The sequence below is a fragment of the Mesorhizobium sp. WSM4983 genome (assembly GCF_029625765.1).
GTDB lineage: Bacteria > Pseudomonadota > Alphaproteobacteria > Rhizobiales > Rhizobiaceae > Mesorhizobium.
In genome coordinates, this window is sequence record NZ_JARTVM010000003.1 from 538,202 (window position 1) to 564,611 (window position 26,410).

At 64.9% G+C, this 26,410-nt stretch carries 26 protein-coding genes and 1 tRNA gene; 17 read left to right on the forward strand and 10 right to left on the reverse strand.

Annotation, left to right across the window (positions count from 1 at the left end; genetic code table 11):
- Nucleotides 1–33 precede the first annotated feature (33 nt).
- The gene (locus P9254_RS13540; RefSeq protein ID WP_095799534.1) at nt 34–840 is read right to left on the reverse strand and encodes an undecaprenyl-diphosphate phosphatase; all 807 of its coding nucleotides are present in this window, start codon (nt 838–840) and stop codon (nt 34–36) included.
- Between the two features lie 160 nt (nt 841–1,000).
- Here P9254_RS13540 and P9254_RS13545 point away from each other — a divergent pair, with 160 nt between their 5' ends.
- The 12 genes from P9254_RS13545 (at nt 1,001) to P9254_RS13600 (ending at nt 13,215) form a co-directional block, all read left to right on the forward strand.
- Nucleotides 1,001–1,693: a glutathione S-transferase family protein gene (locus tag P9254_RS13545; RefSeq protein WP_067003220.1), complete on the forward strand. Its 693-nt coding sequence runs from the start codon at nt 1,001–1,003 to the stop codon at nt 1,691–1,693.
- Nucleotides 1,674–2,831 carry a tRNA epoxyqueuosine(34) reductase QueG gene (gene queG / locus P9254_RS13550; RefSeq protein WP_278055143.1) on the forward strand — a complete coding sequence of 386 codons (1,158 nt, stop codon included), beginning with the start codon at nt 1,674–1,676 and terminating at the stop codon, nt 2,829–2,831. Before P9254_RS13545 ends, queG begins: the two co-directional genes overlap by 20 nt.
- Before the next feature lie 17 nt (nt 2,832–2,848).
- Nucleotides 2,849–3,754 (forward strand): SDR family oxidoreductase, encoded by a 906-nt coding sequence (locus P9254_RS13555; RefSeq protein WP_278055145.1) that lies wholly within the window; start codon nt 2,849–2,851, stop codon nt 3,752–3,754.
- 190 nt (nt 3,755–3,944) lie between these two features.
- Nucleotides 3,945–5,027 carry a penicillin-insensitive murein endopeptidase gene (mepA, locus tag P9254_RS13560; protein WP_067323472.1) on the forward strand — a complete coding sequence of 361 codons (1,083 nt, stop codon included), beginning with the start codon at nt 3,945–3,947 and terminating at the stop codon, nt 5,025–5,027.
- A 240-nt stretch (nt 5,028–5,267) separates the two neighbouring features.
- On the forward strand, nt 5,268–6,287 hold the full coding sequence (locus P9254_RS13565) for a glucokinase (protein ID WP_067003316.1): 1,020 nt from the start codon (nt 5,268–5,270) through the stop codon (nt 6,285–6,287).
- Nucleotides 6,288–6,418: 131 nt separating this feature from the next.
- Nucleotides 6,419–8,278: an ABC transporter ATP-binding protein gene (locus tag P9254_RS13570; protein WP_278055146.1), complete on the forward strand. Its 1,860-nt coding sequence runs from the start codon at nt 6,419–6,421 to the stop codon at nt 8,276–8,278.
- Nucleotides 8,275–9,096, forward strand: coding sequence for a 4-hydroxy-tetrahydrodipicolinate reductase (gene dapB, locus P9254_RS13575; RefSeq protein ID WP_278051989.1), 822 nt, complete (start codon nt 8,275–8,277; stop codon nt 9,094–9,096). The genes P9254_RS13570 and dapB overlap by 4 nt, the downstream gene beginning before the upstream one ends.
- Nucleotides 9,097–9,192: 96 nt before the next feature.
- A complete protein-coding gene (locus P9254_RS13580) occupies nt 9,193–9,813 on the forward strand; it encodes a 2,3-bisphosphoglycerate-dependent phosphoglycerate mutase (RefSeq protein WP_067003230.1) in 621 nt (206 codons plus the stop codon).
- Nucleotides 9,814–10,209: 396 nt separating this feature from the next.
- A tRNA-Leu gene (locus tag P9254_RS13585) sits at nt 10,210–10,294 on the forward strand.
- A 123-nt stretch (nt 10,295–10,417) separates the two neighbouring features.
- Nucleotides 10,418–11,137: a hypothetical protein gene (locus P9254_RS13590; RefSeq protein WP_278055148.1), complete on the forward strand. Its 720-nt coding sequence runs from the start codon at nt 10,418–10,420 to the stop codon at nt 11,135–11,137.
- Between the two features lie 87 nt (nt 11,138–11,224).
- Nucleotides 11,225–12,910: an FAD-dependent oxidoreductase gene (locus P9254_RS13595; RefSeq protein ID WP_278055150.1), complete on the forward strand. Its 1,686-nt coding sequence runs from the start codon at nt 11,225–11,227 to the stop codon at nt 12,908–12,910.
- Nucleotides 12,910–13,215 (forward strand): UBP-type zinc finger domain-containing protein, encoded by a 306-nt coding sequence (locus tag P9254_RS13600; protein ID WP_067003235.1) that lies wholly within the window; start codon nt 12,910–12,912, stop codon nt 13,213–13,215. Before P9254_RS13595 ends, P9254_RS13600 begins: the two co-directional genes overlap by 1 nt.
- A 36-nt stretch (nt 13,216–13,251) precedes the next feature.
- Here P9254_RS13600 and P9254_RS13605 read toward each other — a convergent pair whose 3' ends face one another.
- From P9254_RS13605 to P9254_RS13625, 5 genes are all read right to left on the reverse strand, one after another.
- Nucleotides 13,252–13,434: a hypothetical protein gene (locus P9254_RS13605; protein WP_164746949.1), complete on the reverse strand. Its 183-nt coding sequence runs from the start codon at nt 13,432–13,434 to the stop codon at nt 13,252–13,254.
- Between the two features lie 101 nt (nt 13,435–13,535).
- Nucleotides 13,536–14,357 (reverse strand): maleate cis-trans isomerase family protein, encoded by an 822-nt coding sequence (locus P9254_RS13610; RefSeq protein WP_278055152.1) that lies wholly within the window; start codon nt 14,355–14,357, stop codon nt 13,536–13,538.
- A gap of 39 nt (nt 14,358–14,396) precedes the next feature.
- Nucleotides 14,397–15,638, reverse strand: a complete 1,242-nt coding sequence (locus tag P9254_RS13615; RefSeq protein WP_278051979.1) for a D-amino acid dehydrogenase — start codon at nt 15,636–15,638, stop codon at nt 14,397–14,399.
- Between the two features lie 279 nt (nt 15,639–15,917).
- Nucleotides 15,918–17,087, reverse strand: a complete 1,170-nt coding sequence (locus P9254_RS13620; RefSeq protein ID WP_278055153.1) for a trans-sulfuration enzyme family protein — start codon at nt 17,085–17,087, stop codon at nt 15,918–15,920.
- A complete protein-coding gene (locus tag P9254_RS13625) occupies nt 17,084–18,520 on the reverse strand; it encodes a pyridoxal-phosphate dependent enzyme (RefSeq protein ID WP_127216580.1) in 1,437 nt (478 codons plus the stop codon). Before P9254_RS13625 ends, P9254_RS13620 begins: the two co-directional genes overlap by 4 nt.
- A gap of 943 nt (nt 18,521–19,463) precedes the next feature.
- Between P9254_RS13625 and P9254_RS13630 the strand changes: the two genes are divergently transcribed.
- The 3 genes from P9254_RS13630 to P9254_RS13640 all read left to right on the forward strand — a co-directional run bounded on the left by P9254_RS13630 (nt 19,464) and on the right by P9254_RS13640 (nt 22,176).
- The gene (locus tag P9254_RS13630) at nt 19,464–19,826 is read left to right on the forward strand and encodes a septal ring lytic transglycosylase RlpA family protein (RefSeq protein WP_066991454.1); all 363 of its coding nucleotides are present in this window, start codon (nt 19,464–19,466) and stop codon (nt 19,824–19,826) included.
- Nucleotides 19,827–20,060: 234 nt separating this feature from the next.
- Nucleotides 20,061–21,338: a polyhydroxyalkanoate depolymerase gene (locus tag P9254_RS13635; RefSeq protein ID WP_127216581.1), complete on the forward strand. Its 1,278-nt coding sequence runs from the start codon at nt 20,061–20,063 to the stop codon at nt 21,336–21,338.
- A 220-nt stretch (nt 21,339–21,558) separates the two neighbouring features.
- A complete protein-coding gene (locus P9254_RS13640) occupies nt 21,559–22,176 on the forward strand; it encodes a transglutaminase-like cysteine peptidase (protein ID WP_127216582.1) in 618 nt (205 codons plus the stop codon).
- A 10-nt stretch (nt 22,177–22,186) separates the two neighbouring features.
- Here the strand turns inward: P9254_RS13640 and P9254_RS13645 are convergent, their stop codons facing one another.
- The 4 genes from P9254_RS13645 to P9254_RS13660 all read right to left on the reverse strand — a co-directional run bounded on the left by P9254_RS13645 (nt 22,187) and on the right by P9254_RS13660 (nt 25,040).
- Nucleotides 22,187–22,549 (reverse strand): helix-turn-helix domain-containing protein, encoded by a 363-nt coding sequence (locus P9254_RS13645; RefSeq protein WP_066991880.1) that lies wholly within the window; start codon nt 22,547–22,549, stop codon nt 22,187–22,189.
- 25 nt (nt 22,550–22,574) lie between these two features.
- A complete protein-coding gene (locus tag P9254_RS13650) occupies nt 22,575–23,099 on the reverse strand; it encodes a Smr/MutS family protein (protein ID WP_067323498.1) in 525 nt (174 codons plus the stop codon).
- Nucleotides 23,096–24,202, reverse strand: a complete 1,107-nt coding sequence (gene mltA / locus P9254_RS13655; RefSeq protein WP_278055157.1) for a murein transglycosylase A — start codon at nt 24,200–24,202, stop codon at nt 23,096–23,098. Before mltA ends, P9254_RS13650 begins: the two co-directional genes overlap by 4 nt.
- Nucleotides 24,203–24,332: 130 nt before the next feature.
- Nucleotides 24,333–25,040 carry a Tim44/TimA family putative adaptor protein gene (locus P9254_RS13660; RefSeq protein ID WP_066991466.1) on the reverse strand — a complete coding sequence of 236 codons (708 nt, stop codon included), beginning with the start codon at nt 25,038–25,040 and terminating at the stop codon, nt 24,333–24,335.
- Nucleotides 25,041–25,243: 203 nt separating this feature from the next.
- Here P9254_RS13660 and P9254_RS13665 point away from each other — a divergent pair, with 203 nt between their 5' ends.
- Nucleotides 25,244–25,741 carry an FxsA family protein gene (locus P9254_RS13665; RefSeq protein ID WP_278055159.1) on the forward strand — a complete coding sequence of 166 codons (498 nt, stop codon included), beginning with the start codon at nt 25,244–25,246 and terminating at the stop codon, nt 25,739–25,741.
- A gap of 166 nt (nt 25,742–25,907) precedes the next feature.
- On the forward strand, nt 25,908–26,408 hold the full coding sequence (secB, locus tag P9254_RS13670; RefSeq protein WP_066991472.1) for a protein-export chaperone SecB: 501 nt from the start codon (nt 25,908–25,910) through the stop codon (nt 26,406–26,408).
- Nucleotides 26,409–26,410 lie beyond the last annotated feature (2 nt).

The following is a 26,410-nucleotide window of genomic DNA, read 5'->3' on the forward strand; positions in this document are numbered from 1 at the left end:
GGGCTCACCCTCCCAACTCATGGGAGGGTAAGCTCACCCCCAGATCATCAGCGCCACCAGTCCGAGCCCGCCAACCACCAGCCGCCACCAGCCGAACAGTGAATAGCCCCTGCGCGAGACGTAATCGAGCAGGAAGCGCACCACGAAGAGCGCGGTGACGAAGGCGGCGATGAAGCCGACGGCAATGATCGGCAGGTCGGCCGAGGTCAGCACGTTACGGTTCTTGAACAGATCGAAGGCGAAGGCCCCGACCATGGTCGGCATGGCGAGGAAGAAGGAAAACTCCGCCGCCGCGCGCTTGTCGACGCCCAAGAGCAGCGCGCCGACGATGGTCGAGCCGGAGCGCGAGGTGCCGGGTATCAGCGACAGACACTGGAACAGGCCGATCTGCAGATAAAGCCTGGTCGGGAAGCGCTCGACATCGCGGTAGACGGGCTTCAGGTTCATGCGGTCGACGGCGAGCAGCACCACGCCGCCGATGACCAGCATGATGCAGATCAGGCGCGGCGATTCGAACAGGAAGGTCTTGATAAAGTCATGCGCCAGCGCGCCGATGACCGCCGCCGGCAGGAAGGCGATGAGGATGCCGATGGCGAAATGCCTTGTCAGCCGGTCATGCGGCAGTTCGAGCAGCATCTTCCAGAGGCGGCGGAAATAGACGCTCAAGATCGCAAGAATCGCGCCGAGCTGGATCAGGATCTCGAAGGCCTTGCCGGTCGAATGGAAGCCGAGGAAATGGCCGGCGAGCAGGATGTGACCGGTCGACGAGACCGGGATGAATTCGGTCAGGCCCTCGATCAGCCCAAGCAGCAGTGCTTCGACGATGGTCTGGCTTTCCATGGCAACCTCTGCTTCGAGTGACGGCTAAGGGGAAGGGCTTGCTTGTCATGGCGCGGAAGTGCCCCTATAGGTCGCAACACATGACAGTCCCTGGAATCGGGCCGCCAAGACTTACCGGCGCTCACACCAATTTGCCAGTGCGCCCTATCATCGCGGAACCATGCTGACGCTTTTTCACCACCCGATGTTCGCCACCTGCCGGTTCGTCCGCCTCGCCTTCGGCGAGTATGGCGAGGAGCTGGCCTTGATCGAGGAGAAACCCTGGACCCGGCGCAAGGAGTTTCTGGCGCTCAATCCGGCCGGCACGCTGCCGATCCTGCTGGCCGAAGGCGATGTGCCAATCGTCGGCGCCATGGTCATTGCCGAATATCTTGACGAGACACGCGGGGTGCTGAAGCGCGACAGGCGGCTGTTTGCCGAGGACCCGATGCAGCGCGCCGAAATCCGGCGACTGACCGACTGGTATCTCAGCAAGGCCGAAAGCGAGGTCACCCGCCATCTGGTGCGCGAGCGGGTGCTGAAGCCGGTGATGCCGGAGACGGCGGGCGGCGGCTCACCCGATTCGGGCGCAATCCGCGCCGCGCGCGCCAACATCCGCCAGCACATGAAATACACCAACTGGCTGGCGGGCACGCGTCATTGGCTGGCCGGCAACAAGGTGACCTATGCCGACCTCGCCGCGGCCGCGACGCTTTCCGTGCTCGACTATCTCGGCGAGATCGACTGGCGCGAGCACGCGGCGGCGCGCGAATGGTATACTCGCGTGAAATCACGGCCGTCGTTCCGGCCGCTGCTCACCGATCGCGTGCGCGGCCTGTCGCCGGTATCGCATTATGCGGACCTCGATTTCTGACACGACGAAGCTGCGCGCGCTGATCGACGCGGAGGCGCGCCGCGCCGGCTTCGACGCCGTTGCCGTCACCCGGCCGGACGCGATCCCGCTGGCTCCCGCGCGCCTGGCCGAGTTTGTCGCCGAGGGATTTCACGGCTCGATGGACTGGATCGCCGAGACGATCGGGCGGCGCGCCGAGCCTTCGACGCTGTGGCCGGAAGTGCGTTCGATCATAGTGCTCGCCATGAACTATGGTCCGGACCGGGATCCGCGCGATGTCCTCGACAAACACGATCGCGGCGCGATCTCGGTCTACGCGCAAAATCGCGACTATCACGATGTGATGAAAGGTCGGCTGAAGGAAATCGCGGGCAAGATCGTCGCGCGGGCCGGCGGCGACGTGAAGGTCTTCGTCGACACGGCGCCGGTGATGGAAAAGCCGCTTGCCGAAGCCGCGGGGTTGGGCTGGCAGGGCAAGCACACCAACCTGGTGAGCCGCGAGCATGGCTCATGGCTGTTCCTCGGCACCATCTTCACCACGGCCGAGCTTGAGCCGGACAAAGCCGAGATCGACCATTGCGGCTCCTGCCGCGCCTGCCTCGACATCTGCCCGACCGATGCCTTCCCGGCGCCCTACCGGCTCGATGCGCGGCGTTGCATCTCCTACCTCACCATCGAGAACAAGGGGCCGATCCCGCGCGAATTTCGCGAGGCGATCGGCAACCGCGTCTATGGTTGCGACGACTGCCTCGCCGTGTGTCCGTGGAACAAATTCGCCAGCGTCGCCGCCGAGGCCAAGCTTGCCGCTCGCGAAGATCTGCGCGAGCCGCGGCTGTCGGAGCTGCTGTTGCTCGACGATGCGACGTTCCGCTCCTTTTTCTCGGGCTCGCCAATCAAGCGCATCGGCCGCGACCGTTTCATCCGCAACGCGCTGATCGCCGCCGGCAATTCGGGCGATGCTTCGCTGACGCCGGTCGCGCGCGGCCTAATCGACGACGGCTCGCCGCTGGTGCGGGGTGCGGCAGTATGGGCGCTATCGCGACTGATGCCGCGGCGCGATTTTGCGGAGTTCGCCGCATCGGCCTTGCAGGCCGAAGGCGATGCAACGGTGCGCGAGGAATGGCTGTCAGCGCTGCCGGTTCCCGCAAAGGACCATTGAGGAAGAGGATTTAATTGATGGGCGAGAGACGCTTCTTCATTTTCGGCGCCGGTTATTCCGGCAAGGGTTTTGCGAGAGCCAATGAAGATGGCGCGCCGATCCTTGGGACGACGCGATCGCCGGAAAAGTTCGAGGTGTTGCGGCAGGCAGGCATCAATCCGTTAAGCTTCGACGGTTCGTTGACGGCGGAAATCAGCGATGCGCTTCGGCACACAACACATCTCATCGTCTCGGTCGCTCCGGACGAAGCGGGCGATCCGGTGCTCAACGCGGCAGGCGAGGCGATCCGGGCCAAGATGCCGGCGCTCAAATGGATCGGCTATCTTTCCACCGTCGGCGTCTACGGCGACCATGGCGGCGCCTGGGTCGACGAGAGCGCCGAGTGCAGGCCGGTTTCGAAGCGCTCGGTAATGCGGGTGGCGGCCGAACAGGAATGGCTGGCTCTTGGGCGGGAAATCGGAAAGCCGGTAGCGATCCTGCGGCTTTCCGGCATTTACGGCCCGGGCCGCAACGCGCTGGCCAATCTCGAGGACGGCACCGCGAGGCGGCTGGTCAAGCCCGGCCAGGTCTTCAACCGCATCCATTGCGACGACATCGCCGGCGCCCTGTGGCACCTGGCCGATAGCAATCGCGGCGGCATCTTCAATGTCACCGACGACGAGCCGGCGCCGCCGCAGGATGTCGTCGCCTACGCCGCCGGGGTGATGGGCGTGGAGGCGCCGCCGGAAATCCCCTTCGAAACCGCGCAACTTTCGCCCATGGCGCGGTCCTTCTACGGCGAGAACAAGCGCGTCGCCAACGCGGCGATCAAAGCGGCAGGCTACAGCTTTCGTTTGCCGAATTACCGGGTGGCGCTGGAGCGGATGTGGGCCGACGGCAACTGGCGAGACGGACAGCCGCGCAGTCCGATGAAACGCTCGTGAGCGAAGCGACGTGCATGGCGTGATATGATTCGCGCCTGAACTGCGTCGCGAATCTTTCAGCTTCGCTCCATGCGCTCCAGTTTTGATTTTATGCATGTCTTTATCCCGAAACCGGGTCCCACTTTCGGGAGACATGTTTTAGCATGCCGCCTGAGATTGCGTCGCGCCACTGGAGAGGGGACCCGACCTGATGACGTTGCGACCGCTGCCCGACAGGAAGCCGTTCCTGACCGCCGCGCTTGCCCTGGTGACCTTAGCCGGGCTGGCGGCGGCCGCGATCTCGGCCGAACCGCGCGCAAAAGACCTGTTCGGCGCCAAGAAGCTGCCGGCGGTGGCGCACGCGCAATCGTTCGGCTTTTACTCAAGAGGCTGCTTCACCGGCGGCGTCGCCTTGCCGGTGGACGGGCCGAGCTGGGAGGTGATGCGCCCCTCGCGAAACCGCCGCTGGGGCCATCCGGCGATGATTGCGCTGATCGAGAAGCTCGCTCGAGACGCCCAGGCGGATGGCTGGCCGGGGCTGCTGGTCGGCGATGTCTCGCAGCCGCGCGGCGGCCCGATGACGACCGGCCATGCCTCGCACCAGATCGGCCTCGATGCCGACATCTGGCTGACGCCGATGCCGCGGCGGCCGCTGACCATGGCGCAGCGCGAGAGCATGAGCGCGACGCTGATGGTCGACGAGAAGACGCATCTGGTGAAGGACGCGCTGTGGACGCCGTCCCATACGCGGCTTTTGAAGCGTGCGGCGAGCTACCCTGAGGTCGAGCGCATCCTGGTCAATCCGGGCATCAAGAAGAAACTTTGCGACACGGTCACTGGCGATCGCTCCTGGCTGCGCAAGATCCGGCCGTTCTGGGGCCATGACTATCATTTCCACATGCGTATCGGCTGCCAGGCGGGCTCGCCTGGCTGCAAGGCGCAGGAGGCGACGCCGGCCGATGACGGCTGCGGCAAACCGCTTGCCTGGTGGTTCACCGAGGAGCCGTGGCGGCCCAACAAGAACCCGGATGCGCCGAAAGCGCGCGATCTGATGACCATGGCCAATTTGCCGAAGGAGTGCCAGGCGGTGCTTGCAGCGCCGGACGCGCCTTCTCTGGAAGCGGTCACCTATCAGGGCGACGGCGCGGCAGCGGTGGCGGCGGCCAAATCGAAAGCGACCGAGCCGGCGGAGACGATCTCCAGCGATGCGGCGACGCTGCCGGCGGCGGCGAGCTCCTTTGCGCCGACGCCCAAAATCGGCATTCCAGTGCCCCGGCCAAGGCCGGGGAACTGAGGCCACGCCACGGCGTCCAGATGGTCGAGGCCGGCGGCGCCCCTCATCCGCCTGGCTGCCCGCAATGCGGGCTTTCTTCTTGCGAAGCTGGCGATTGGCGAAACCATTGGCGACGGGGAGAGGATGCCGGCAGGCAGGTGAGGGGCGGCGCCGACGCTCGAGATAGGCGCCGAAGCCGCTTTCCCTTTGCAGGACCATGCGCTAGTCAGCGACGGAGCGGGAACGAACGGGACAAAAAGCATGGTTGGCGAAGACGATACAGCGCTGCGGTTTCCGGTCCTGATCGGTGATATCGGCGGCACCAATGCGCGTTTCTCGATCGTGCTCGACGCCAATTCGGAAGCGACCGAGCCGCAAATCGTCCAGACGGCCAATTTCAAGACGATCGACGAGGCGATCCAGGCGGCGGTGCTCGACCGCTCGTCGATCCAGCCGCATTCGGCGGTGCTGGCGGTGGCCGGGCCGGTCGACGGCGACGAGATCCGGCTGACCAACTGCCCCTGGGTGGTCAAGCCGCACCAGATGTTTGCCAATCTGGGCTTGAGCGAGATCGTCGTGCTCAACGATTTCGAGGCGCAGGCGTTGGCGGTGGTGGCGCTGGGCGAAGAGCATATGGAAAAGATCGGCGGCGGGACGCCGGAGCCGAATGCCGGCCGGGTTGTGCTCGGCCCGGGGACGGGGCTCGGCGTCGCGGGGCTGATCTACGCGCTGCGCCGCTGGATACCGGTGCCGGGCGAGGGCGGGCATATGGATATCGGCCCGCGCACGCCACGCGACTTCGAAGTGTTTCCGCATATCGAAAAGCTCGAGGGTCGCATCTCCGGCGAGCAGATCCTGTGCGGCCGCGGACTGGTCAATGTCTATCGCGCGGTGGCCAGGGCCGACGCAAAGCCGACGCCTTTCACGACGCCGGCGGAGGTTACGGCGGCCGCGCTCGCTAAATCCGATCCGGTGGCACAGGAAGCGCTGGAACTGTTCGTCACCTGCCTCGGCCGCACCGCGGGTGATCTCGCGCTGGTGTTCATGAGCCGCGGCGGCGTGTTCCTGACCGGCGGCATCGCGCAAAAAATCGTGCCGGCGCTGAAAGCCGGCAATTTCCGCGCCGCGTTCGAGGACAAGGCGCCGCACAGCGCGCTGATGCGCACGATGCCGGTCTATGTCATCACCCACCCGCTGGCCGCGCTTCTCGGGCTGGCCGCCTATGCCAGAACCCCGTCGCTGTTCGGCGTTCAGACCGCCGGACGGCACTGGCGGGCATGAGCGCGCCCGGGTTCGGGATGGCAATCGGCCACCGCGACGAAGTTTCGCCATAGGCAAGCCGTAGCCGGGGCGCTAAGAGGGTGCCGACATGCTCCCCGACCTTTGACGAGAACCCACGAAGCGCTGCCGATTTGACATTTCAAAATCCAAACAAGCTAAAGGCCCGGCCCGGCGAGGTAACGGCGGTACTGCGCCGTATCATCGCCGAGAACGGCTATGACCATCGCTGGTCCTACGCGATCGTCATCGTCTGCTCGTTATTGGTTTCGGGCGCGACCGCCTTTTCGGCCTGGGTCATGGCGCCGATGGTCAATCAGATCTTCTACGAGCGGAGCAGCGACGCCGTCTGGTGGATTTGCGCCGGCTTCATGGGCGCCTTCCTCGTGCGCGGCTTCGCCGGCTACGGCCAGGCGGTGATGCTGGCCACGATCGGCAACAATCTGGTCGCCCGCTACCAGAAGCGCAGCTTCGACCAACTGATGAAGCTCGGCGTCAATTTCTTCAACGACACGCGCTCGGGTCGACTGGCGGCGCAGCTGGACGAGAATATCGGCGGCATCCGCGACCTGCTGTCGCTGACATTGATTTCGATCACTCGCGACGCAGTGACGCTCGTCGGCCTGGTCGGCCTCATGGTCTACCAGGATCCGGTGTTGTCGCTGAGCTCGCTGCTGATCGGGCCGCCGCTGATCTGGGCCGTCGTCTACATCACGCGCCGGGTGCGCAAGATCAATCGGGAATCCGTGCTGATCAATTCTCGGCTGAGCGGGTCGGTGCAGGAGGCCACCCAAGGCATCGCCATCGTCAAGGCCTTCACCCTGGAGGACGAGCTGGCGCGCCGCATCGGCATCATGGCCGACACGGCCGAACAGCGCAGCAACAAGATTGCCCGCGTCTCGGAACGGCTGTCGCCGATTTCGGACATGCTGGCCGGCCTCGCCGTGACCGCCGTCATCGCTTATTCCGGCTATCGGGCATTGTATCTCGGTCAGCCGCCGGGCGCGGTCTTTTCCTTCATCACCGCGCTGATCTTGGCCTATGATCCGGCGCGGCGGCTGGCGCGCATGCAGGTGGCGATGGAACGCGCGCTGGTCAACGCGCGCATGATCTATGAATTGCTCGACCTCGAGCCGAAACAAAGCGACGCGCCCGACGCCGCCGAAGCGAAGATCATTTCCGGCGAAGTGACCTTCAACAATGTGACGTTCGGCTATAGCGCCGACATGCCGGTGCTGAGGGATCTGAGCTTTACCGCCGCCGCCGGCAAGGTGACGGCGATCGTCGGCGCTTCGGGCGCCGGCAAGTCGACGCTGGTGGCGCTCTTGCAGCGCTTCTATGACGTCGACGAGGGCAGCATCGAGGTGGACGGCCAGGACATCTCGAAGGTGACGAAGCGGTCGCTGCGCCAATCGATCGCCTATGTCTCGCAGGCGCCGTATCTCTTCGAAGGCACGATCCGCGACAACATTCGCTACGGCCGGCTCTCGGCCACCGACGCGGAGATCGAGCAGGCGGCGAAACAGGCCGCCGCCGACGAGTTCATCCGCCAGCAGCCGCAAGGCTACGACACGCCGGTCGGCGAAGGCGGCTCGACGCTTTCCGGCGGTCAGCGCCAGCGCGTCTCGATCGCCCGTGCCATCGTGCGCCAGGCGCCGATCCTGCTGCTCGACGAGGCTACGTCGGCGCTCGACAACGAGGCCGAAGCGCGCGTCCAGGAAGCGCTCACCCATGTCATGGAAGGCCGCACCACCATCGTCATCGCGCATCGGCTGTCGACCGTGGTCAATGCCGACCGCATCATCGTGCTGGAAGAGGGACGGCTGGTTGAGGAAGGCACACACGCCTCGCTGATGGCCGACCCGCACAGCGTCTATGCCCGCTTCCACCGGGTGCAGGGCAAGAAGGGGCTGGGGCTTGTCGATGACGCCAAGACAACCCAAACTCCTCTGCCGCGCACGCGCGCGAAGAAGACCGTCGGGAGAAGCGCATGAGCGAAACGGGCGATATGGGCCTGGTGGTGGTGGGCGCCGCCGGCCGGATGGGTCAGACGCTGATCCGCGCCATCCACTCCATTCCCGGCGCGTGCGTTGCCGGTGCCGTCGAGCGGCCGGACTCGCCGCACCTCGGCAAGGATGCCGGAGAGCTCGCCGGCATCGGCTGCATCAATGTGCCGATCGCCGACGACCCGCTGCCGGCATTCGCCAAGGCCGACGGCGTGCTCGATTTCACGGCCCCGGGCGCAAGCGTCGAATTCGCCGGCTATGCGGCGCAGGCGCGGATCGTCCATGTCATCGGCACGACCGGCTGTTCGGCCGGTGACGATGCGAAGATCGCGGCGGCGGCGCGCCACGCGACCATCGTCAAATCCGGCAATATGAGCCTCGGCGTCAATCTTTTGGCGGTGCTGGTGGAGCAGGCGGCGCGCGCGCTCGATGCGCAGGATTTCGACATCGAGATCCTGGAGATGCACCACAGGCACAAGGTCGACGCGCCGTCCGGCACAGCGCTGCTGCTCGGCGAAGCAGCGGCCAAAGGCCGAGAGATCGCGCTCAAGGACAACAGCGTGCGTGTGCGCGACGGCCATACCGGCGTGCGCAAGGCCGGCACGATCGGCTTCGCCACCTTGCGCGGCGGCTCGGTGGTCGGCGAGCACAGCGTGATCCTGGCCGGCACCGGCGAGCGCATCACGCTCGCCCACCAGGCCGAGGACCGGGCGATCTTTGCCCGCGGCGCGGTCAAGGCGGCGCTCTGGGGCCGCGGCAAGAAGCCGGGCCTCTATTCCATGCGAGACGTGCTCGGCCTGGGCTGAGGCGGCTTTTTTCTGCTTTTCTTCCGCAATTCCGGGCCGAAACCGCTACACACTTTTCTTGGAATTGCTCAATCCAACGACGTATCAGGAGCAAACATGTCGGGAACTCTCGTGCTCGTGCGCCACGGCCAGAGCGAATGGAACCTGAAGAACCTGTTCACCGGCTGGCGCGATGTCGACCTCACCGACCAGGGCAATGCGGAAGCGCTTGCCGCCGGCGAGAAGCTCAAGGCGCGCGGGCTCAAATTCGACATTGCCTACACCTCGGCGCTGAAGCGTGCGCAGAAGACCTGCCAGCACATTCTCGACGTCGTCGGCCAGAGCAAGCTCGAGACCGTCCGCGACCAGGCGCTCAACGAACGCGACTATGGCGATCTCTCCGGCCTCAACAAGGACGACGCGCGCAAGAAGTGGGGCGAGGAGCAGGTGCATATCTGGCGCCGCTCCTACGACGTATCGCCTCCCGGCGGCGAAAGCCTGAAGGACACCGGCGCGCGTGTCTGGCCCTATTACCTGCACGACGTGCAGCCGCATGTGCTGCGCGGCGAGACGGTGCTGGTCGCCGCGCACGGCAATTCGCTGCGGGCGCTGATCATGGCGCTGGACGGCAAGTCGGGGGAAGAGATCGTCAAGCTGGAGCTCGGCACCGGCGTGCCGGTGATCTACAAGCTCAACGCCGATTCCACCGTGGCAAAGAAGGAAGTGCTGGAGGGGTGAGGGATTCCATTGTTCCGGCCCCGCTCGGAACGGGTGGCCGTCTCGGGACAACCGCTTCAGGCTGGAATTCCGTCTCGCCGTTAACTGACCAGCGTCGGCGCCGCCCCTCACCTGCCTGCCGGCATCCTCTCCCCGTATAGTGACGGGGAGAGGGAAGCTCCGGCCGCCGATTTCGCCAATCGCCAGCGTCTCAAGAGGACGCCAACGCCGCGGCCAGCCCCTTCTCCCCGTCCTATACGGGGAGAAGTGCCCGGCAGGGCGATGAGGGGCGGGGCCGACGCCGACAATTGCCGTCCGTGCCTGAAATCAACCCCAGCTGCCCTCTGGTCAGTCTTGAGCTCCTCGAAAAAACCGCGTTGACACGCTTCGTTTGCCCGCTTACATGAGCGCCCACCAGCCCAGATGGCGGAATTGGTAGACGCGCACGGTTCAGGTCCGTGTTCCGCAAGGAGTGGAGGTTCGAGTCCTCTTCTGGGCACCAAATTCCCGTTTCAGACGATCTGACGCGATGAGCAAAAAGCCCGGATTTTCCGGGCTTTTTTGTGCCTGCAACTCGTCTCGGGTTAAACCGTTCCTATCTTGTCTGTTAAGCCGAGGTTCCGTGATGCCCGCGCCGTTCAAGGAGTGGAAGGTTCTGCCGCATGGCAGGCTCTCTCCTGTCGACGACGATATTCTGACGGTGACCGGCGACATACCGATGCCGGTCGGCAACCTGAAACGGCGCATGACCGTGGTGCGATTGCGCGACGGACGGCTCGTCATCTTCAGCGCCATCGCGCTCGATGACGAACAGATGCGCGCGATCGAGGCCTTCGGCCAACCGGCCTTCCTGATCGTCCCTAACGACCATCACCGGCTCGATGCAAAGCCATGGAAAGATCGCTATCCCACCCTGCAGGTGATTGCCCCGGCGGGCGCGCGCAACAGCGTCGAGAAGGTGGTGCATGTCGATGCGGCAGGCGGCGACTTTGGCGATCCCGACGTCAAGCTCGTCACCGTCCCCGGAACCCGTGATCGCGAAGCGGCGCTGCAAATCGACGGACCGAACGGCACGACGCTCGTTCTCAATGATATCGTCGGCAACATCCGCGGCGCATCCGGTTTTGCCGGCTGGGCATTGCGCATGATGGGATTTGCCGGTGATGAGCCGCGTATACCCTGGCCGGTCAAGCTGACGATGGTCGGCGACAAGGCGGCATTCGCAGCGCAATTGAGACGATGGGCTGACCTGCCGGCGCTCAAGCGCATCCTCGTCTCGCATGGCTCCGTCATTGCCGATGATCCGCAGGGGGCGCTGCGCAAGCTGGCGAGGTCGCTCGGATAGATGAAAGCGTAGCGGCCAACCTGCCCTTCCGGCCAGTCCCCGAACAAACCGCTTCAAACCCGCTGCCCCGGGCGCTACGGTCCGGTCATGGCCCCCTCCGTCAGCCCGACCATCGCCGCCCGCCGCGACCAGATGTTCCCCGTGCTCGCCGATGCGGACATCGAGCGCATGCGCCGCTTCGGCGTGCCAAGAGCCTACGGCGCCGGCGAGCATATCGTGACGGCCGGCACGGTCTCGCCCGGACTGGTCGTCATCCTGTCGGGCAAGGTCGACATCACGCAGGCCAGCGGTCTTGGCCCGCGCGAGGCGATCATCACCTATGGTCCGGGCAATTTCATCGGCGAGCTGGCGCAGCTTTCGAGCCGGCCGTCGCTCGTCAATGCCGAGGCGACCGAGCCGGTCGAAGCCATCGTCATCCCCTCGCAGCGGCTGCGCGATCTGATGGTGCAGGAGGCGAATCTCGGCGAGCGCGTCATGCGCGCGCTGATCCTGCGCCGTGTCGGCCTGCTCGAGAGCGGCACCAGCGGGCCGATCGTCATCGGCCGTCCCGGCAATGGCGATGTGCTGCGGCTGCAGGGTTTCCTCACCCGCAGCGGCCTGCCGCACCGCGCGCTCGATTCCGACACCGATCCCTGCGCCAAGACGCTGATCGAGCGTTTTCATGTCGATCCGCACCATCTGCCGATCGTGCTCTGTCCCAACGGCAAGCTGCTGCACAATCCCGGCGAAAGCGATCTCGCCCGCTGCGTCGGGCTGCTGCGGCCGCTCGACGCCGGCAAGATCTACGACGTTGCCATCGTCGGCGCCGGGCCGGCGGGATTGGCGGCCGCGGTCTATGCGGCCTCCGAGGGGCTGTCGACCATCGTGCTCGACTGCCGCGCCTTCGGCGGGCAGGCGGGGGCATCCTCGCGCATCGAGAACTATCTCGGCTTTCCGACCGGCATTACGGGCATGGCGCTGATGGCGCGCGCCTACAACCAGGCGCAGAAGTTCGGGGTCGAGATGGTGATCCCCGATGAAGCCAAATTGCTCGGCGCCGCCGACAACATGGCCGGCTACCGGCTGGACGTTGGCGACGGCGAGACCCTGCGCGCGCGCACCGTGGTGATCGCCAGCGGCGCGCGCTACCGTCGCCTCGACATCGGCAATATCGCGCAGTTCGAGGGCACGTCCGTGCATTACTGGGCCTCGCCGATCGAAGCACGGCTCTGCCGGGACCAGGAAGTGGCGCTGGTCGGCGCCGGCAACTCGGCCGGCCAGGCGGCCGTCTTTCTCGCCAGCCAGGTGCGCAAGGTGACGCTGTTGGCGCGGCGCGACAGCCTTGACGCCACCATGTCGCGCTATCTGGTCGAGCGGATCGTGGCGCAGCCGAACATCGAGGTGCTGACGGAAACCGAGGTCGAGGCGCTCGACGGCCATGACGGCAACCTCGACCAGCTGTGCTGGCGCAACCGGGTCACCGGCGTGGCGACGACGCGGACCATCCACCACCTCTTCCTGTTCATCGGCGCCGACCCGAACACCGACTGGCTGGCGCGCTGCGACGTGGCGCTCGACGCTAAGGGCTTCGTGCGCACCGGACCGGATGTGGCGCCGGGACACGGCCCGATGGAGACGAGCCGCAGCGGCGTGTTCGCCATCGGCGATGTGCGCTGCGGCTCGACCAAGCGTGTCGCGGCCGCCGTCGGCGAAGGCGCTCAGGTGGTGGCGGCGCTGCATGCCTATCTTGCGCGCGACGGCGGGCGTGCTGCTCAGCCCGAAAGGAGACCCTGATGGACGAATGCAGGCATACGGACGACATAAAGGATGTGGTGCCGAGCGCCCTCGGCTGCGAGGAATGCCTGAAGAGCGGCTCCTGGTGGGTGCATCTCAGACTCTGCCGCACCTGCGGCCATGTCGGCTGCTGCGACGACTCGCCCAACCGCCACGCCACCAAGCATTTCCACGCCACTCAGCATCCGGTCATCGAAGGCTACGATCCGCCCGAAGGCTGGGGCTGGTGCTATGTCGACGAGGTGTTCATCGACCTCGGCGACCGCACGACGGCGCAGAACGGCCCGATCCCGCGCTTTGTCTAGCGTGCACGGAATACCGCGAGCCTCTTGCCGGGTCGCCTACTTCACCGAGCTGGTGACGGTCCGGTCGATGACGACGTGATCGCGGTCGTTGCCGGCAAGCGCGCCGATGATCAGCAGGCTGACGATGATCGGGACGAACAGGATCGCCACACGCGCCTGCACGTAGAAGATGGCGCGCCATTCATTGCGCTTTTCGGGGCTGTCGTTCATCGCGCTCACTCTGTCCTGCCTCCCGAAGCGGGACATAGTAGCGAAGCGTTAAGCAACCTTTTCCGCAAACGTTAACCGGCGGATTTCGAACCGGCCAACCGTCAATCGGATCAGGCAATCGGCAACGCGAACAGCCGGCCGCCGGAAGGCACGAGGTCGTCGATGCCGGCGAGCCGCAGGCAGTGCCAGGCCATGGCGTGGTTGGACGAGGTGACGGGAATGCCGATGCGCTGCTCCAGTTCCGCCACCGCCTCGGCGACGCGCAGGCTGGTGCAGGAGATGAAGATCGCGTCCACGCCGGGCGCCGCCGCCATGCGCTCGGCCGCGGCCTCGATCGAGGCGAGCGAGATGCGGGCCGCCTCGCGGTCGTCGCGCCGGTCGAAAGTGGCGACGGCGGCAATGTCGAGGCCGCGTCCGGTGAAATAGGTGACGAGGCCCTGGTTGATCTCGGGGGCATAAGGCGTCAGCAGGCCGATGCCCTTGGCGCCGAGCGCCTTGAAGGCGGCAAGCGCGCCCGTCACCGGCGTGGTGCAGGCGACGCCCGGCCGCGCCTTCCTGATCTCGGCGAAGACGGCTTCCTCGCCGAGCGTCATGGTGGCCGAGGTGCAGCCGAAGCCGACGACGTCGAGCGGGATGCTGGGCAGGATGAGGTCGACGGTGGGCGCGATGCGCGGGCCGATGGCGCGCAGCGTGTCGGGGGTGATGTCGTTGTCGTTGAAGAGGCGGGCCTCGTAGAAGGCGACGCCCGGAATGCGCACCAACGCGCGGAACTCATGCTCCAGCGTCTGGTCGGTGGCGAGGATCGCAAGCCCGATCGCCGCGCGCGAGGCAAGGCCGCCGTCGAGTTCGGACGGCAGCACGCCCAGATCGACCGGCTTGGGATCGACCGGTCCCGAAGATCGAGGGCGGGTAGCAGCCGCGCTGATGGACATGGCATTCCCTTTCTTGGCCGATCCCCCGGGATCATGCTCTCAATTCAAAAGACCGTCCATCGAGATGGCCGGTTTGCGGCCGGCGATCAGGTCGGCGGTGATGCGCGCCGAGCCATGCGACATGGTCCAGCCGATATGGCCGTGCCCGGTGTTGAGATAGAGATTGCCGAGGCGGCGGCGCCCGAACTCGGGCAGATTGTTCGGCGTCATCGGCCTCAAGCCCGCCCACATTTCGGCGCGGTCATAGTCGGCGCCCTCGGGATAAAGCTCCTGCGTCACGCCCTTCATGAAGGCGAAATCGGCCGGCTTGTGGCTGGTGTCGTAGCCGGCGAATTCCGCCGTCGCGGTGACGCGCAGCCGGTCGCCGAAGCGCGACACGGCGACCAGATTGTGCTCGTCTATCGCCGCGATGGTCGGCGGCCGAGGCTGGTTGCCGATCGGAATGGTCAGCGAATAACCCTTGATCGGGTAGATCGGCAGGTTGATCCCGACCGTCTTCGCGATCAGCGGGCTGTAGGAGCCGAGCGCCAGCACATAGGCGTCGCCCTTGACGCTGCCCTTGTCGGTCAGCACCTGTGCGACGCGATCGCCCGAGGTCTCGATGCCGGAGATGGTCGTGCCGGTGCGGATTTCGCCGCCGCGCTCGACGACCTTTGCCGCGAGCGCCCGGGTGAATTTGGCCGGGTCACCGGTCTCATCGGTCGGGCAATGGATGCCGCCGGCGATCTTTTCCCGCGCGGAAGCCAGCGATGGGTCGAGCGCGACGATGGCGTCGCGGTCGAGCACCTTGATCAGCTGGCCGTCTGATTCAAGCAGCCGCATATGCTCGACGCCTTTATCGAGCGCCTGCTGGCTGCGATAGACATAGAGGATGCCGCGACCGTTGCGGTCGTAGTCGATCTGCTCGTCGGCAATTACCTCGTGCAGCACGCTCTGCGAATAGACGGCAAGCCGATGCTTGAGCAGCGTGTTGCGCCTGGCCTTCTCGGCCGTGCATTCCATCAGGAACAGCCATGACCAGCTGTAAAGCCTCGGATCGGCCGACAGCTTGAAGCGCAGCGCCTGATCCTTCAGCACCAGCGATTTCAACAGGACCAATGGCGCCCTGGGCGACGACCAGACGAAGGAATGTCCCGGCGCAATCATGCCGGCATTGCCCCAGCTGGTCTCGGCGGCGACTTGGCTCTGGCGCTCGAGGACGACCACCTCGTGCCCGTCCTTCTGCAGCTGATAGGCAGTGGTGACGCCGACAACGCCGCCACCCAACACGATCACGCGCATCACGCCTCCGGAGATCGCATGTTGGCAGGCAGTTTAGTCGGTGGATTGCGGTCTGCAATGGCACAGGCACCGAGATGTCGGCGGGACAGCGCCCCTCTCTGGCCTGTCGGCCATCTCCCCCCTCAAGGGGCAGATCAGGTGTCACGGCGGCTTTCGCAAATTACCGGCGTTGCAGCAAGGGTGAGGCGATGAAACAGCCAATCTCCCCCCTCCTGGGGGAGATGTCCGGCAGGACAGAGGGGGGCGCGAAGGATCACAACGATTGATCCTCGAAGGCACTCACCCCCGCAACGCCTGCTCCAGATCCACGATCAGATCATCGCCATCCTCGATACCGGCCGACAGCCGCACCAGCGAATCCGATATCCCGATCGCCCCGCGCTTTTCCGCGGGGATCGAGCCGTGCGTCATCAGCGCCGGATGCTCGATCAGGCTTTCGACGCCGCCGAGGCTTTCGGCGAGCGTGAAAAGCTGCGTGCGTTCGAGGAAGCGTTTGGTACCGGCGAGGTCGAGGTCGAGGTCGGCCGAGATCATGCCGCCGAAGGCGTGCATCTGGCGCTTGGCGATCTCGTGCTGCGGGTGGCTCGCCAGCCCGGGGTAGATGACGCGGCGCACGTCCTTGCGGGCTTCCAGCCACTGCGCGATCTTCAGGCCGTTGGCGGAATGGCGCTGCATCCGAAGCGCCAAGGTCTTGATACCGCGCAGCGCCAGAAAACTGTCGAACGGGCCGGAAATGGCGCCGATGGCGTTCTGCAGGAACTTCAGCCGATCGGCGAGGTCCTTGTTGTCGCCGACGACCGCGACGCCGCCGACCATGTCGGAATGGCCGTTCAAGTATTTCGTCGTCGAGTGGACGACGATGTCGATGCCGAGCTCCAGCGGCCGCTGGATGTAGGGGCTGGCAAAAGTGTTGTCGGCGACAGTCAGCAGGCCTTTGCGCCTGGCCAGCGCCGCCAGGCCTTCGAGGTCGACGACGCGCAGCAGCGGATTGGTCGGCGTCTCGACCCAGAGCAGCTTTGTCTCCGAGCGGATCGCACTCTCGACGGCGGCGAGATCGGTGAAGTCGGCGAAGCTGACCTGCAGGCCGGCGGAACGCTTACGCACCCGCTCCATGAGCCGGAACGAGCCGCCATAGATGTCGTCGGTGGCCACCACATGGGCGCCGGCGTCGAAAAGCTCCAGCACCGTGGCTATCGCGGCCAGGCCTGAGGCGAAGGCGAAGGCCGCGGTGCCGCTTTCGAGGTCGGCGACGGCCCGTTCGAAGGCGAAGCGCGTCGGGTTCTGGCTGCGAGCATACTCAAAACCCTTGTGCACGCCGGGTGACTGCTGGCCATAGGTGGAGGTGGCGTAGATCGGCACCATCACCGCGCCGGTCAGCGGATCGTGGCTCTGGCCGCCATGGATGGTGCGAGTGGAAAAGGCCAGGCGGTTCTTGCCGTTCGAAGTCATTTTGCGCGACGCCTCAGATGGTTGATCAGGTCGATACGGGTGATCAGGCCGATGAATTCGTCGCCCTCGAAGACGATGGCGACCTCGTTGCGGTCGAAGACGGGGAGCAGCGCGTCGAGCGTCTGGCTGGCCTGCAGCGTGTGCAGGTTCGAGGTCATGGCCGTGCGCACCGGGGCGTTGAAGCGATCCCAGCGGCCGTCATAGGGGCCGTCGACCTTGGCCAGGATATCGCTCTCGTCGACGATGCCGACGAGCTTGCCGTCATCCAGCACCGGTAGCTGCGAGACATCGGAGCGGCGCATGCGGCCATAGGCGTTGAGCAGGGTTTCCTCGGGGCCAACGGTCACGATGTCACCAGTGCGCGGCGAGCGCATGACGAGGTCGCGCAGGTCGCCGTGCTGCTCTTGGTCGGCCAAGCCCTGCTCGGCGAGCCAGATGTCGTCGAAGACCTTCGACAGATATTTGTTGCCGCTGTCGCAGACGAGGGTGACCACGCGTTTGGCCGTCGTCTGATCGCGGCAGTAACGCAGTGCCGCCGACAGAAGCGTGCCGGAGGACGAGCCGGCCAGGATGCCTTCCTTGGACAGCAGGTCGCGCACCGCCAGCATGCTCTGCTTGTCGGGGATGGAATAGGCTTTCTTGACCAGCGACAGATCGGCATTGGGCGGCACGAAATCCTCGCCGATGCCTTCGACGGTCCAGCTGCCGGCCTCTGTCATCTTGCCGGTCTTGATCAACGGCGCCAGCACCGAGCCGACCGGATCGGCAAGCACCATCTCGGTCTTCGGCGAATGCTTCGCGAAAAAGCGGCCGACACCGGTGAGCGTGCCGCCGGAACCGACGCCGACCACCACCGCGTCGACATCGCCTTCGAGTTGCGAAAAGATTTCCGGGCCGGTGGTGCTTTCGTGCGCCAGCGGATTGGCGGGATTGGCGAACTGGTTGGCATAGAAGGCGCCGGGAATTTCGGCGGCGATCTTCTCGGCCATGTCCTGGTAATATTCGGGATGGCCCTTGCCGACATCGGAGCGGGTCATGCGCACCTCGGCGCCCAGAGCGCGCAGATGCTGGATCTTCTCGCGCGACATCTTGTCGGGCACGACGAGGATGATGCGGTAGCCCTTGGGAATGCCGACCTGGGCGAGGCCGAGGCCGGTGTTGCCGGCGGTGGCCTCGACGATGGTGCCGCCGCGCTTCAGCCTGCCATCCTTCTCGGCGGCCGCGATCATCGACAGCGCGATGCGGTCCTTGATCGAGCCACCGGGATTCTGGCTCTCGAGCTTGATGAACAGCCGGCACTTGCCGGTATCGAATTTGGTGAGCTCGACCACCGGCGTCTGGCCGATCAGGTCGAGCACGGAGGCGTAAGGCGGACGCAACCGCGACAAAGCGCTTTCCGCGCCGTCCGGCGCCGCTTTCCTGTGCACGCTCATCTCGGGCCCTCCATGGGAAGCAGTTCCGACGGGATCGGCCGTCACCAGTCTGCGCATAATGCCGCCGAACGCCATGCCGGGTTCGCAGATCACACGCTGTTGTCTTTTCCAGCCCTTTTCATCCGGAAAGAAGATAGATCGTGCCATTCCGGCGACGAGTGGCGGAATGGAATTTCACGGGCGGCGCAGCACACCGCCTCTAAATGTTGAAAGCCGGCGGGACAGCGCCCCCTCTGTCCTGCCGGACATCTCCGCCACAAGGGGGAGATTGGAGCTCGACCCTTGGCGCCCTTGCTTGCAAATGTTGGCGATTGGCGAAAGCCGACGCGACATCTGATCTCCCCACCTGTGGGGGAGATGGCCGGCAGGCCAGAGGGGGGCGCCGTAGAGCGCCGACCTCAGCAGAAATTTCACCCCAGCAACTGCTTGCTGAGCTTCGCGCGTTGCGCGCGGATGTCGGGATGGCGTCGATCTCGAAGAGGTGCCCGGCGTCAGCGGTCCGACGGCGGGAGTCTGCGCGCGTCGCTTCGACCGTCCAACCGGACGCGCGGCGCCATCTTGCCGGTCGGATCAAACGCGCGGGTGGTTTGCCCAACGGAGGCCGATCAGCGCCAGTAAATTCCTGATCAGTCGCATCGGCGAGATCCCCGCGCAAAGTCGATCCTTCACCGGAATGCGCGCGCAGTAAAGGAGCAGAAGGAAGCGAAGCAATCGCTTCCGCTTTTACTTGCGCCCCGAGGGCCGCTCCTACTCGGGACTTCCTGCAAAACCGGGTCGGTCTCCATGAAGAATACGCTGGCGCTCGCGGAAGATGTCATGACAAACTGTTTCGCGGCGACTCCAAACGTGTGCCTTTGCCATGGAACCGCCAGATGCTTGCCGCATTTCATGCCTCATTCGGCACTTACGGCGGGTTGTCTATAACGGAGCCCACCCCTAAAAGATGAATAAAACCAACCGCACCGCGCTTGTCGCGGCAACGATCGCGGCTGGCCTGATGGCTGGCGCCTCTTCCGCCTCTTCAGCCGCCGCACAATGCGGCCGCGCTTCCTGGTACGCGCTGCATTCCAGAACCGCCTCCGGCGAGCGCATGAACCCCGCCGCGCTGACTGCAGCGCACCGCAGCTTGCCGTTCGGAACCAAGCTCAGGGTCACCAACAAGAACAACGGCCGCAGCGTCGTCGTGCGCATCAACGATCGCGGCCCGTTCGTCCGGGGCCGCGTGCTCGACCTCTCCCGCGGCGCCGCCACCCAGCTCGGCTTCATCGGCTCGGGCCACACCGCAGTCTGCATGGCGCGCGTTTAAGATGTCGATGTCCGGCAAGAGGGAGCCGGACATATTTCCTACACATTGCGGCAGCGCACAGTGAGCCGGCTCCGCCATACGTGACGAGTTTTCAACAGTTTGGACCAAAGCAGCATTCGTCACGGCAATTGACGTATTGCATCGCAACAATATCTTGTTAACCTCACTGCGAGACATTCAAGGCTCGGCGCTGCTCGTCGGCCCTTTGGTCGTCAGGCAGCAGCGGGGTTCTTGATGTTCTACCAGCTCTACGAACTGAACCATGCGGCGCTGCAGCCCGCCCGCCTTTACGCAGATGCGGTGCGGTTCTTCTATTCCAACCCGCTCAATCCGGTTTCGCATACGGCGCTCGGACGCTCGGTCGCGGCAGCCGCGGAACTCTTCGAGCGCACGACGCGCCGCTACGGCAAGCCTGAATTCGGCCTGACCAAGGCGGTGGTCGACTGGAAGAGCGTCGACGTCGCCGAACGAACCGTGTGGTCGAAGCCGTTCTGCAACCTCGTCCGCTTCGAGCGCCAGCTTCCCGCGGGCCGCAAGCCCGATCCGAAGCTACTGATCGTGGCGCCGATGTCCGGCCATTATGCGACGCTGCTGCGCGGCACGGTCGAGGCGATGCTTCCTCACGCCGACGTGCACATCACCGACTGGGTCGACGCCCGCATGGTCCCGCTGTCGCAGGGCAGCTTCGATCTCGACGACTATATCGACTATGTCATCGAGATGTTCCACGCGCTTGGTCCCGATACCCATGTGATGGCAGTCTGCCAGCCCTCGGTGCCGGTGCTGGCGGCGGTGGCGCTGATGGAAAAGCGCGGCGACCCCTTCGTGCCGTCAACCATGACGCTGATGGGCGGGCCGATCGATACCCGCCGCAATCCGACCGCGGTCAATCTGCTCGCCGGGGAAAAGGGCACCGACTGGTTTCGCGAGAACGTCATCATGCAGGCGCCCTGGCCGGTGCCCGGATTCGGCCGCGATGTCTATCCCGGCTTCCTGCAGCTTTCGGGCTTCATGAGCATGAATCTCGATCGCCACATCATCGCCCACAAGGACTTCTTCATGCACCTTGTGAAAAACGACGGCGACAGCGCCGAGAAGCACCGTGACTTCTATGACGAATATCTGGCGGTGATGGACCTGACGGCGGAGTTCTACCTGCAGACGGTCGATACGGTGTTCGTCCGCCACGCCTTGCCGAAGGGCGAGATGACGCATCGCGGCGAGGCCGTCGATCCCCAGGCGATCCGCAACGTCGCGCTGTTCACCGTCGAGGGCGAGAACGACGACATTTCCGGGCTCGGCCAGACCCAGGCCGCGCATGAGCTTTGCGTGAACATTCCGGCCGACCGGCAGGCCCACTACGTGCAGCCGGCCGTCGGCCATTACGGCGTCTTCAACGGCTCGCGGTTCCGGTCGGAGATCGTGCCGCGCATTCTGGACTTCATCTCCAGCTACGGCCGCCAGACCCGCCTGGCGGCGAAGCCGAAGCTGGTCCGTTCCGCCAAGAGCTGAGCGGGAAGCGGACGCGGCTCGGCGCCGCTCAAAGCGCGTGACCTTTCCGTGCAACCAATGTTCAGGGCTGACCGGCGTCCCGACGCCGCTGTTGCCAAACTGCCGCTATGCGGGCCTGGCGGGTAACCATGCCACCAAACTAGCCGTTGTCTTCAATTGACACGGACTGTAAATCCCCCTTAACGTTTCGTTAATAAACAAGGGCGGACCCCGGGGGACAATGACTTCCTCACCGATGGCGCGGATGCTGCGTTTGTGTGCAGTCGCAGGGCTGGCGATCTCGGCCCACTGGGCGGTTCCGGCATGGGCTGCCGGCGCTATGACCACCGGCGGCCTGACCTCGCAGCCGATCGGACATTATGATTTCTGCAAGACGCATCCGAGCGAATGCAACATTCGCCCGGCCAATCTCGCGCCGGCCAAGCTGACCGATGCTCTGTGGCGCAAGCTGATCAACGTGACCGCCAGGGTCAACGCCGCCGTCAAGCCGATGAGCGATCTCGACAATTACGGCAAGGACGAGGTCTGGACCTATCCGGACAACGGCTTTGGCGACTGCGAGGACTACGTGCTGGAGAAGCGGCGCCAGCTCTACCGCATGGGCATCTCGCTTGCGGATCTCTTGATCACCGTAGTGCGCAAGCCCGACGGCGAAGGCCATTCCGTGCTGACGGTGCGCACCGACAAGGGTGACTACATACTCGACAATTTGACCGACAAGGTCCAAGCCTGGGACGAGACCGGCTACCGTTATCTCAAGCGCCAGGCGATCGACAACACCGGCCGCTGGGTGTCGATCCGCGATGGCCAGCAGCTGCTGGTCGGCTCGGTGCAGTAGATCTCGGGACCTACCTTCTCAGCGCCGCACGAATCGACGCGCTGAGGCGGCGCAGCTCCGCCTCGTCCAGCTTCTCGATGCTCTCGGCCAGAAGATTGGCCAGTTCGGTCGCGGCCGGCGACAGGCCCGACGTATCGATCCTGACCCGTGGATGCGAGGTTTCGGCGAGGCGGGCAAGGTCCTCGGCGTCGTCCCAGATGATGTTGAAATAGCCGATGATCTTCTGGATCAGCGTCCAGGTCGGCGCGCCGCGGCGGCCATGCTCGAGCGCCGACAGATAGGCGGCGCTGACGCCGATGGCCTGCGCCATCGCCTTCTGGCTGACGCCGCGCTCGGCGCGCAGCGCCCTTAGCCTTTCGCCGAACGGGGTCACAGTTGCGTCCTCATGGCCGGCATCCTCATGCGCGCGTCCGCCTGAGCCGCACATAGAGCGCGCCCGAGCCGCCATGGTTGCGGGCGGCGTGATCGTGGCTCGAGACCAGGTGCCGGAAAGCCGGGGTCGACAGCCAGTGCGGCACCGAGCGGCGCAGGATGCCGTCGCCGCCGGACGATGAGCCCTTGCCGGTGATGACCAGCACATAGCGGATGCCGCCGGCATGGGCGCGGTGCAGGAAGGTGAGGAGCAGCGAATAGGCCTCGTCCTGCGTCATGCCGTGCAGATCGACTCTGCCCTCGATCGGCAGCCGGCCTTTTTTCAGTTTCTCGTGCGTCTGGTCGTCAAGCGAATGCGCGACGTGCTGCGGCTTCGGCTTGGCGGCAGCGGTGGGAACGCCGTTGGCCGGCGTAGGCGCCGGCGCCGGCGTCGGCTCGACAATATCGGGAATCTCGACCGCGGCCTTGCCTTTGAGGGGCCGCGTCGTGCGCGCCACCAGGTTCCAGAGGATGCGATCGTCGTCGCTCAGCGTGTCGTGGCGGCGGTTCACGCGTGCCCCCTATCGAACAGCCCGCGCGGGACCAGCGCATAAAAGTCGGCGACGTTGCGCACGACGCCGGCGATCTCGCCCGCGGCATCGCCCGAGCCGGCGAAGAGATCGCCTCGCGCCGCTCCGGTGATGGCCGAGCCGGTGTCCTGCGCGATCATCAGCCGCCGGAACGGTTTTCCGCCGAAAGCGGTGAGCGTCGGCGCAACAATATAGAAGGGCGTGCCGAAGGTGTGCAGCAGCCGGTCGACGGCGACCGAGCGGCCGGGCGTCAGCGGCACCTTGGCGGCGGCAATGGGACCCAGCTCCGGGTCGTCGACCGGCGCCTCACGAAAGAAGATGTAGGAGCGGTTCTGCCAGAGGATCTCGTCGACCCGCTCAGGATGCGCCTTGAACCAGGCGCGGATCGACTGCATCGTCACTTTTTCCAGCGGGATTTCGCCGGTCTCGCTCAAGATCCTGCCCGGCCCGGTGAAGCGCTGGCCGGATTTTGCGGCATAGGTGACGCGGCAGAGCCGACCATCGGCCATCTTCAGCCGAGCCGCTCCCTGCACATGGATGAAGAAGGCATCGACCTTGTCGGCGAGCCAGGCAATCTCGAGGTTCCGCCCGGACAGCGCGCCGCGCTCGATGGCGCCGCGATCGAAATATTCGACCGGACCTGTCATCGTCGCGCGCGCGAAGGCGAGATAGGGATCCATTCCGAGGGGGCGATTTTTATCGTCGATGTCGACCAGATCGGCGGGACGGGAGAGCAGCGGCACCGTGAACCGCTCCGTCCTCACCGGCGAGGCCTCGACCTCGGGCTCGTAGAAGCCGGTGACGAGGCCGGCGCCGCCGCTTTCGGCCGCCACCAAAGCCGGAGCGAAATGGCGCTCGAAGAAGGACCGCGCATCCGACCGGTTCGCCGGCGAAACGGAGCGCGCCTCAGTATAGGCCTCGGCGAAAGCGGCGAACGCGACGCCGAGCGAACCTGTTCGATAGGGCTTGGTCAGTACGTGGAAAGCCGAACGTTTGAACGCCGCGAAGGCGGCGAGGTGATCATCCTCGTCCCAGCCGGGCAGGTCGCCGAAGGATTTTTCCTTGAATGCCGAAGACAGCGACATGACAGCCGCCACTAGAGCCGGATGATTTCAGGCCGGATCGACCTGAAATCTGAATCCGGCTCCAAATTAAAGAGATGGAGCATGATGGCGTCCGAAAACCGCTCCACACTTTTCGGCATCATGCTCTAGGTCAATCTTCTTCTTCCGTGGCGACCAGCTTCCAGTTCGGATCACGCGACCGGGTATCGCGGAAGAAGGTCCAGACGTCCTTGACCTCGGCGACTTTTTCCGGATCGCCGTCGATGACGGCGCCGACCTTGTCGCGGGTCGCCGAGATCAGCTCGCTGACAATGCGCAGCGTGATATGCGCCTCGGTGCCCTTCATCTCGGCGGCGACGACATCGACCTTGTCGATGCCGACGAAGGAAGACTGGATCTTTTCCGCTTTCGCCTCGCGCTCGCCGATCGCGGCGACGAAGCTGTCATAGACCTCGCGCGACAACAGGTTCTTCAGCGTTTTGCGGTCGCCGTCGGCAAAGGCCATGACGATCATCTCGTAGGCCATCTTGGCGCCGTCGATAAAGGTCTTGGGATCGAAGGACGGATCGTTGTCCTTGATCGCGCGCAGGCCTTTGTTGAGATCGCTGTCCGGCTTGGCGAAAGCGTCGATCGCGGCATAGGTCTCCGCCGCCGGTTCCCCCGGCATGCGCTTGCGCGGCAGCGACACCACATTCTCGGACTTCTGCGCCGCATCCTGCTCGCGCGTGCGGCTTGCCGAATAAGGATCGAAGGGCGGGCGTTCGTTTCCGGTGCGACGGCCCAGCACGTTGCGAAGCTGGAAGAAGATCACAACCGCCGCAATCAAAAAGAAAATCGTGCCGAAGTCGAAGAAACCCATATCTTCCGCCAATTCGATCCCTGTCCAGGCCGGACCACCAGAGCCCCTAGAATGGCGGCGGTCGCATAGCGTTCATTACCCAAAGCATATAGAACGGCGGGCGCAATCATTCAAATCAAAGCCAGCCATACCTATCTAAAGGTCCTAGTGCCAGCGGCGATTTCCCGCGAGGCCCGCAAAAGAAGAAAGCGACCGGTCTTAATTTGCGCATTTCGTTCATTCCCCTGTTCCTGCTCCTGCTGCCGCTTCTGGAGATCGCCGGCTTCGTCATCGTCGGCCGCGAAGTCGGCGCTTTGGCGACGATTGGGCTCGTCATCCTCTCCACCATTGCCGGCAGCCTGCTGCTTCGGCACCAGGGTTTCGGCGTGATGGCGCGGGTGCGGACGGAAATGGATGCCGGGCGCGATCCAAGCCGCCAACTCGCGCATGGCGCGATGATCGTGCTGGCGGCACTCCTGCTCATCATTCCGGGCTTCATCACCGACATTATCGCCATCCTGCTGCTCCTGCCGCCGGTGCGCGATCTTGCCTGGCGCCTGCTCAAGAACCGCATCGTGATGGCGACCAGCTTCGGCAGCGGCTTTTCGGCCCGCCGCCGCGACAGGGTCATCGATCTCGATGGCAGCGACTTTTCGCGCCAGGACGACTACAAGCGCGGGCCGGATCACAATTCCCCTTGGCGGCGGCTGAAAGACGACTAGCTCTCTTCAGGGTCCGCTCGAATAGCTGTCTCATGCGCGCCGTCGCCCCGAAACGGCTGCGCAGTTTCAGGCGGCGCGCAAAACTTGTCTTGTCCTGCCGAGCATGATAGCGAACCCCCGATTTCAATCCGGTCAGCAATGCTGCCCAGGCAAAAGGACAAGGCTCATGGCCAGCAATGATGATGCCGCGGCGGGCGCCGCCAACGGCAACGGCAAACAGGAACAGCCCTCGCTCAACGTGCTTGCGCAATATGTGAAGGACCTGTCGTTCGAAAGCCCCGGCGCGCCGAATTCGCTGCGCGGCCGCGACAAGGCTCCTGGCATCGCCATCAATGTCAACGTCAACGCCAATCCGCTTTCGGACAAGCAGTTCGACGTCAATCTCACATTGAATGCCAAGGCCTCCTTCGACCAGGAAGTGCTGTTCAACGTCGAACTGGTCTATGGCGGCGTCTTCGCCATCAGCGGCTTCCCGCAGGAGCACATGCTGCCGATCCTGTTCATCGAATGCCCGCGGCTGCTCTTCCCCTTCGCCCGCCAGATCATCGCGGACGCCACCCGCAACGGCGGCTTCCCGCCGCTGATGCTCGACCCGATCGATTTCGCGCAGATGTTCCAGCAGCGCATCGCCGAGGACCAGGCCGCCAGCAAGGTCCAGGTGAGCTGAGG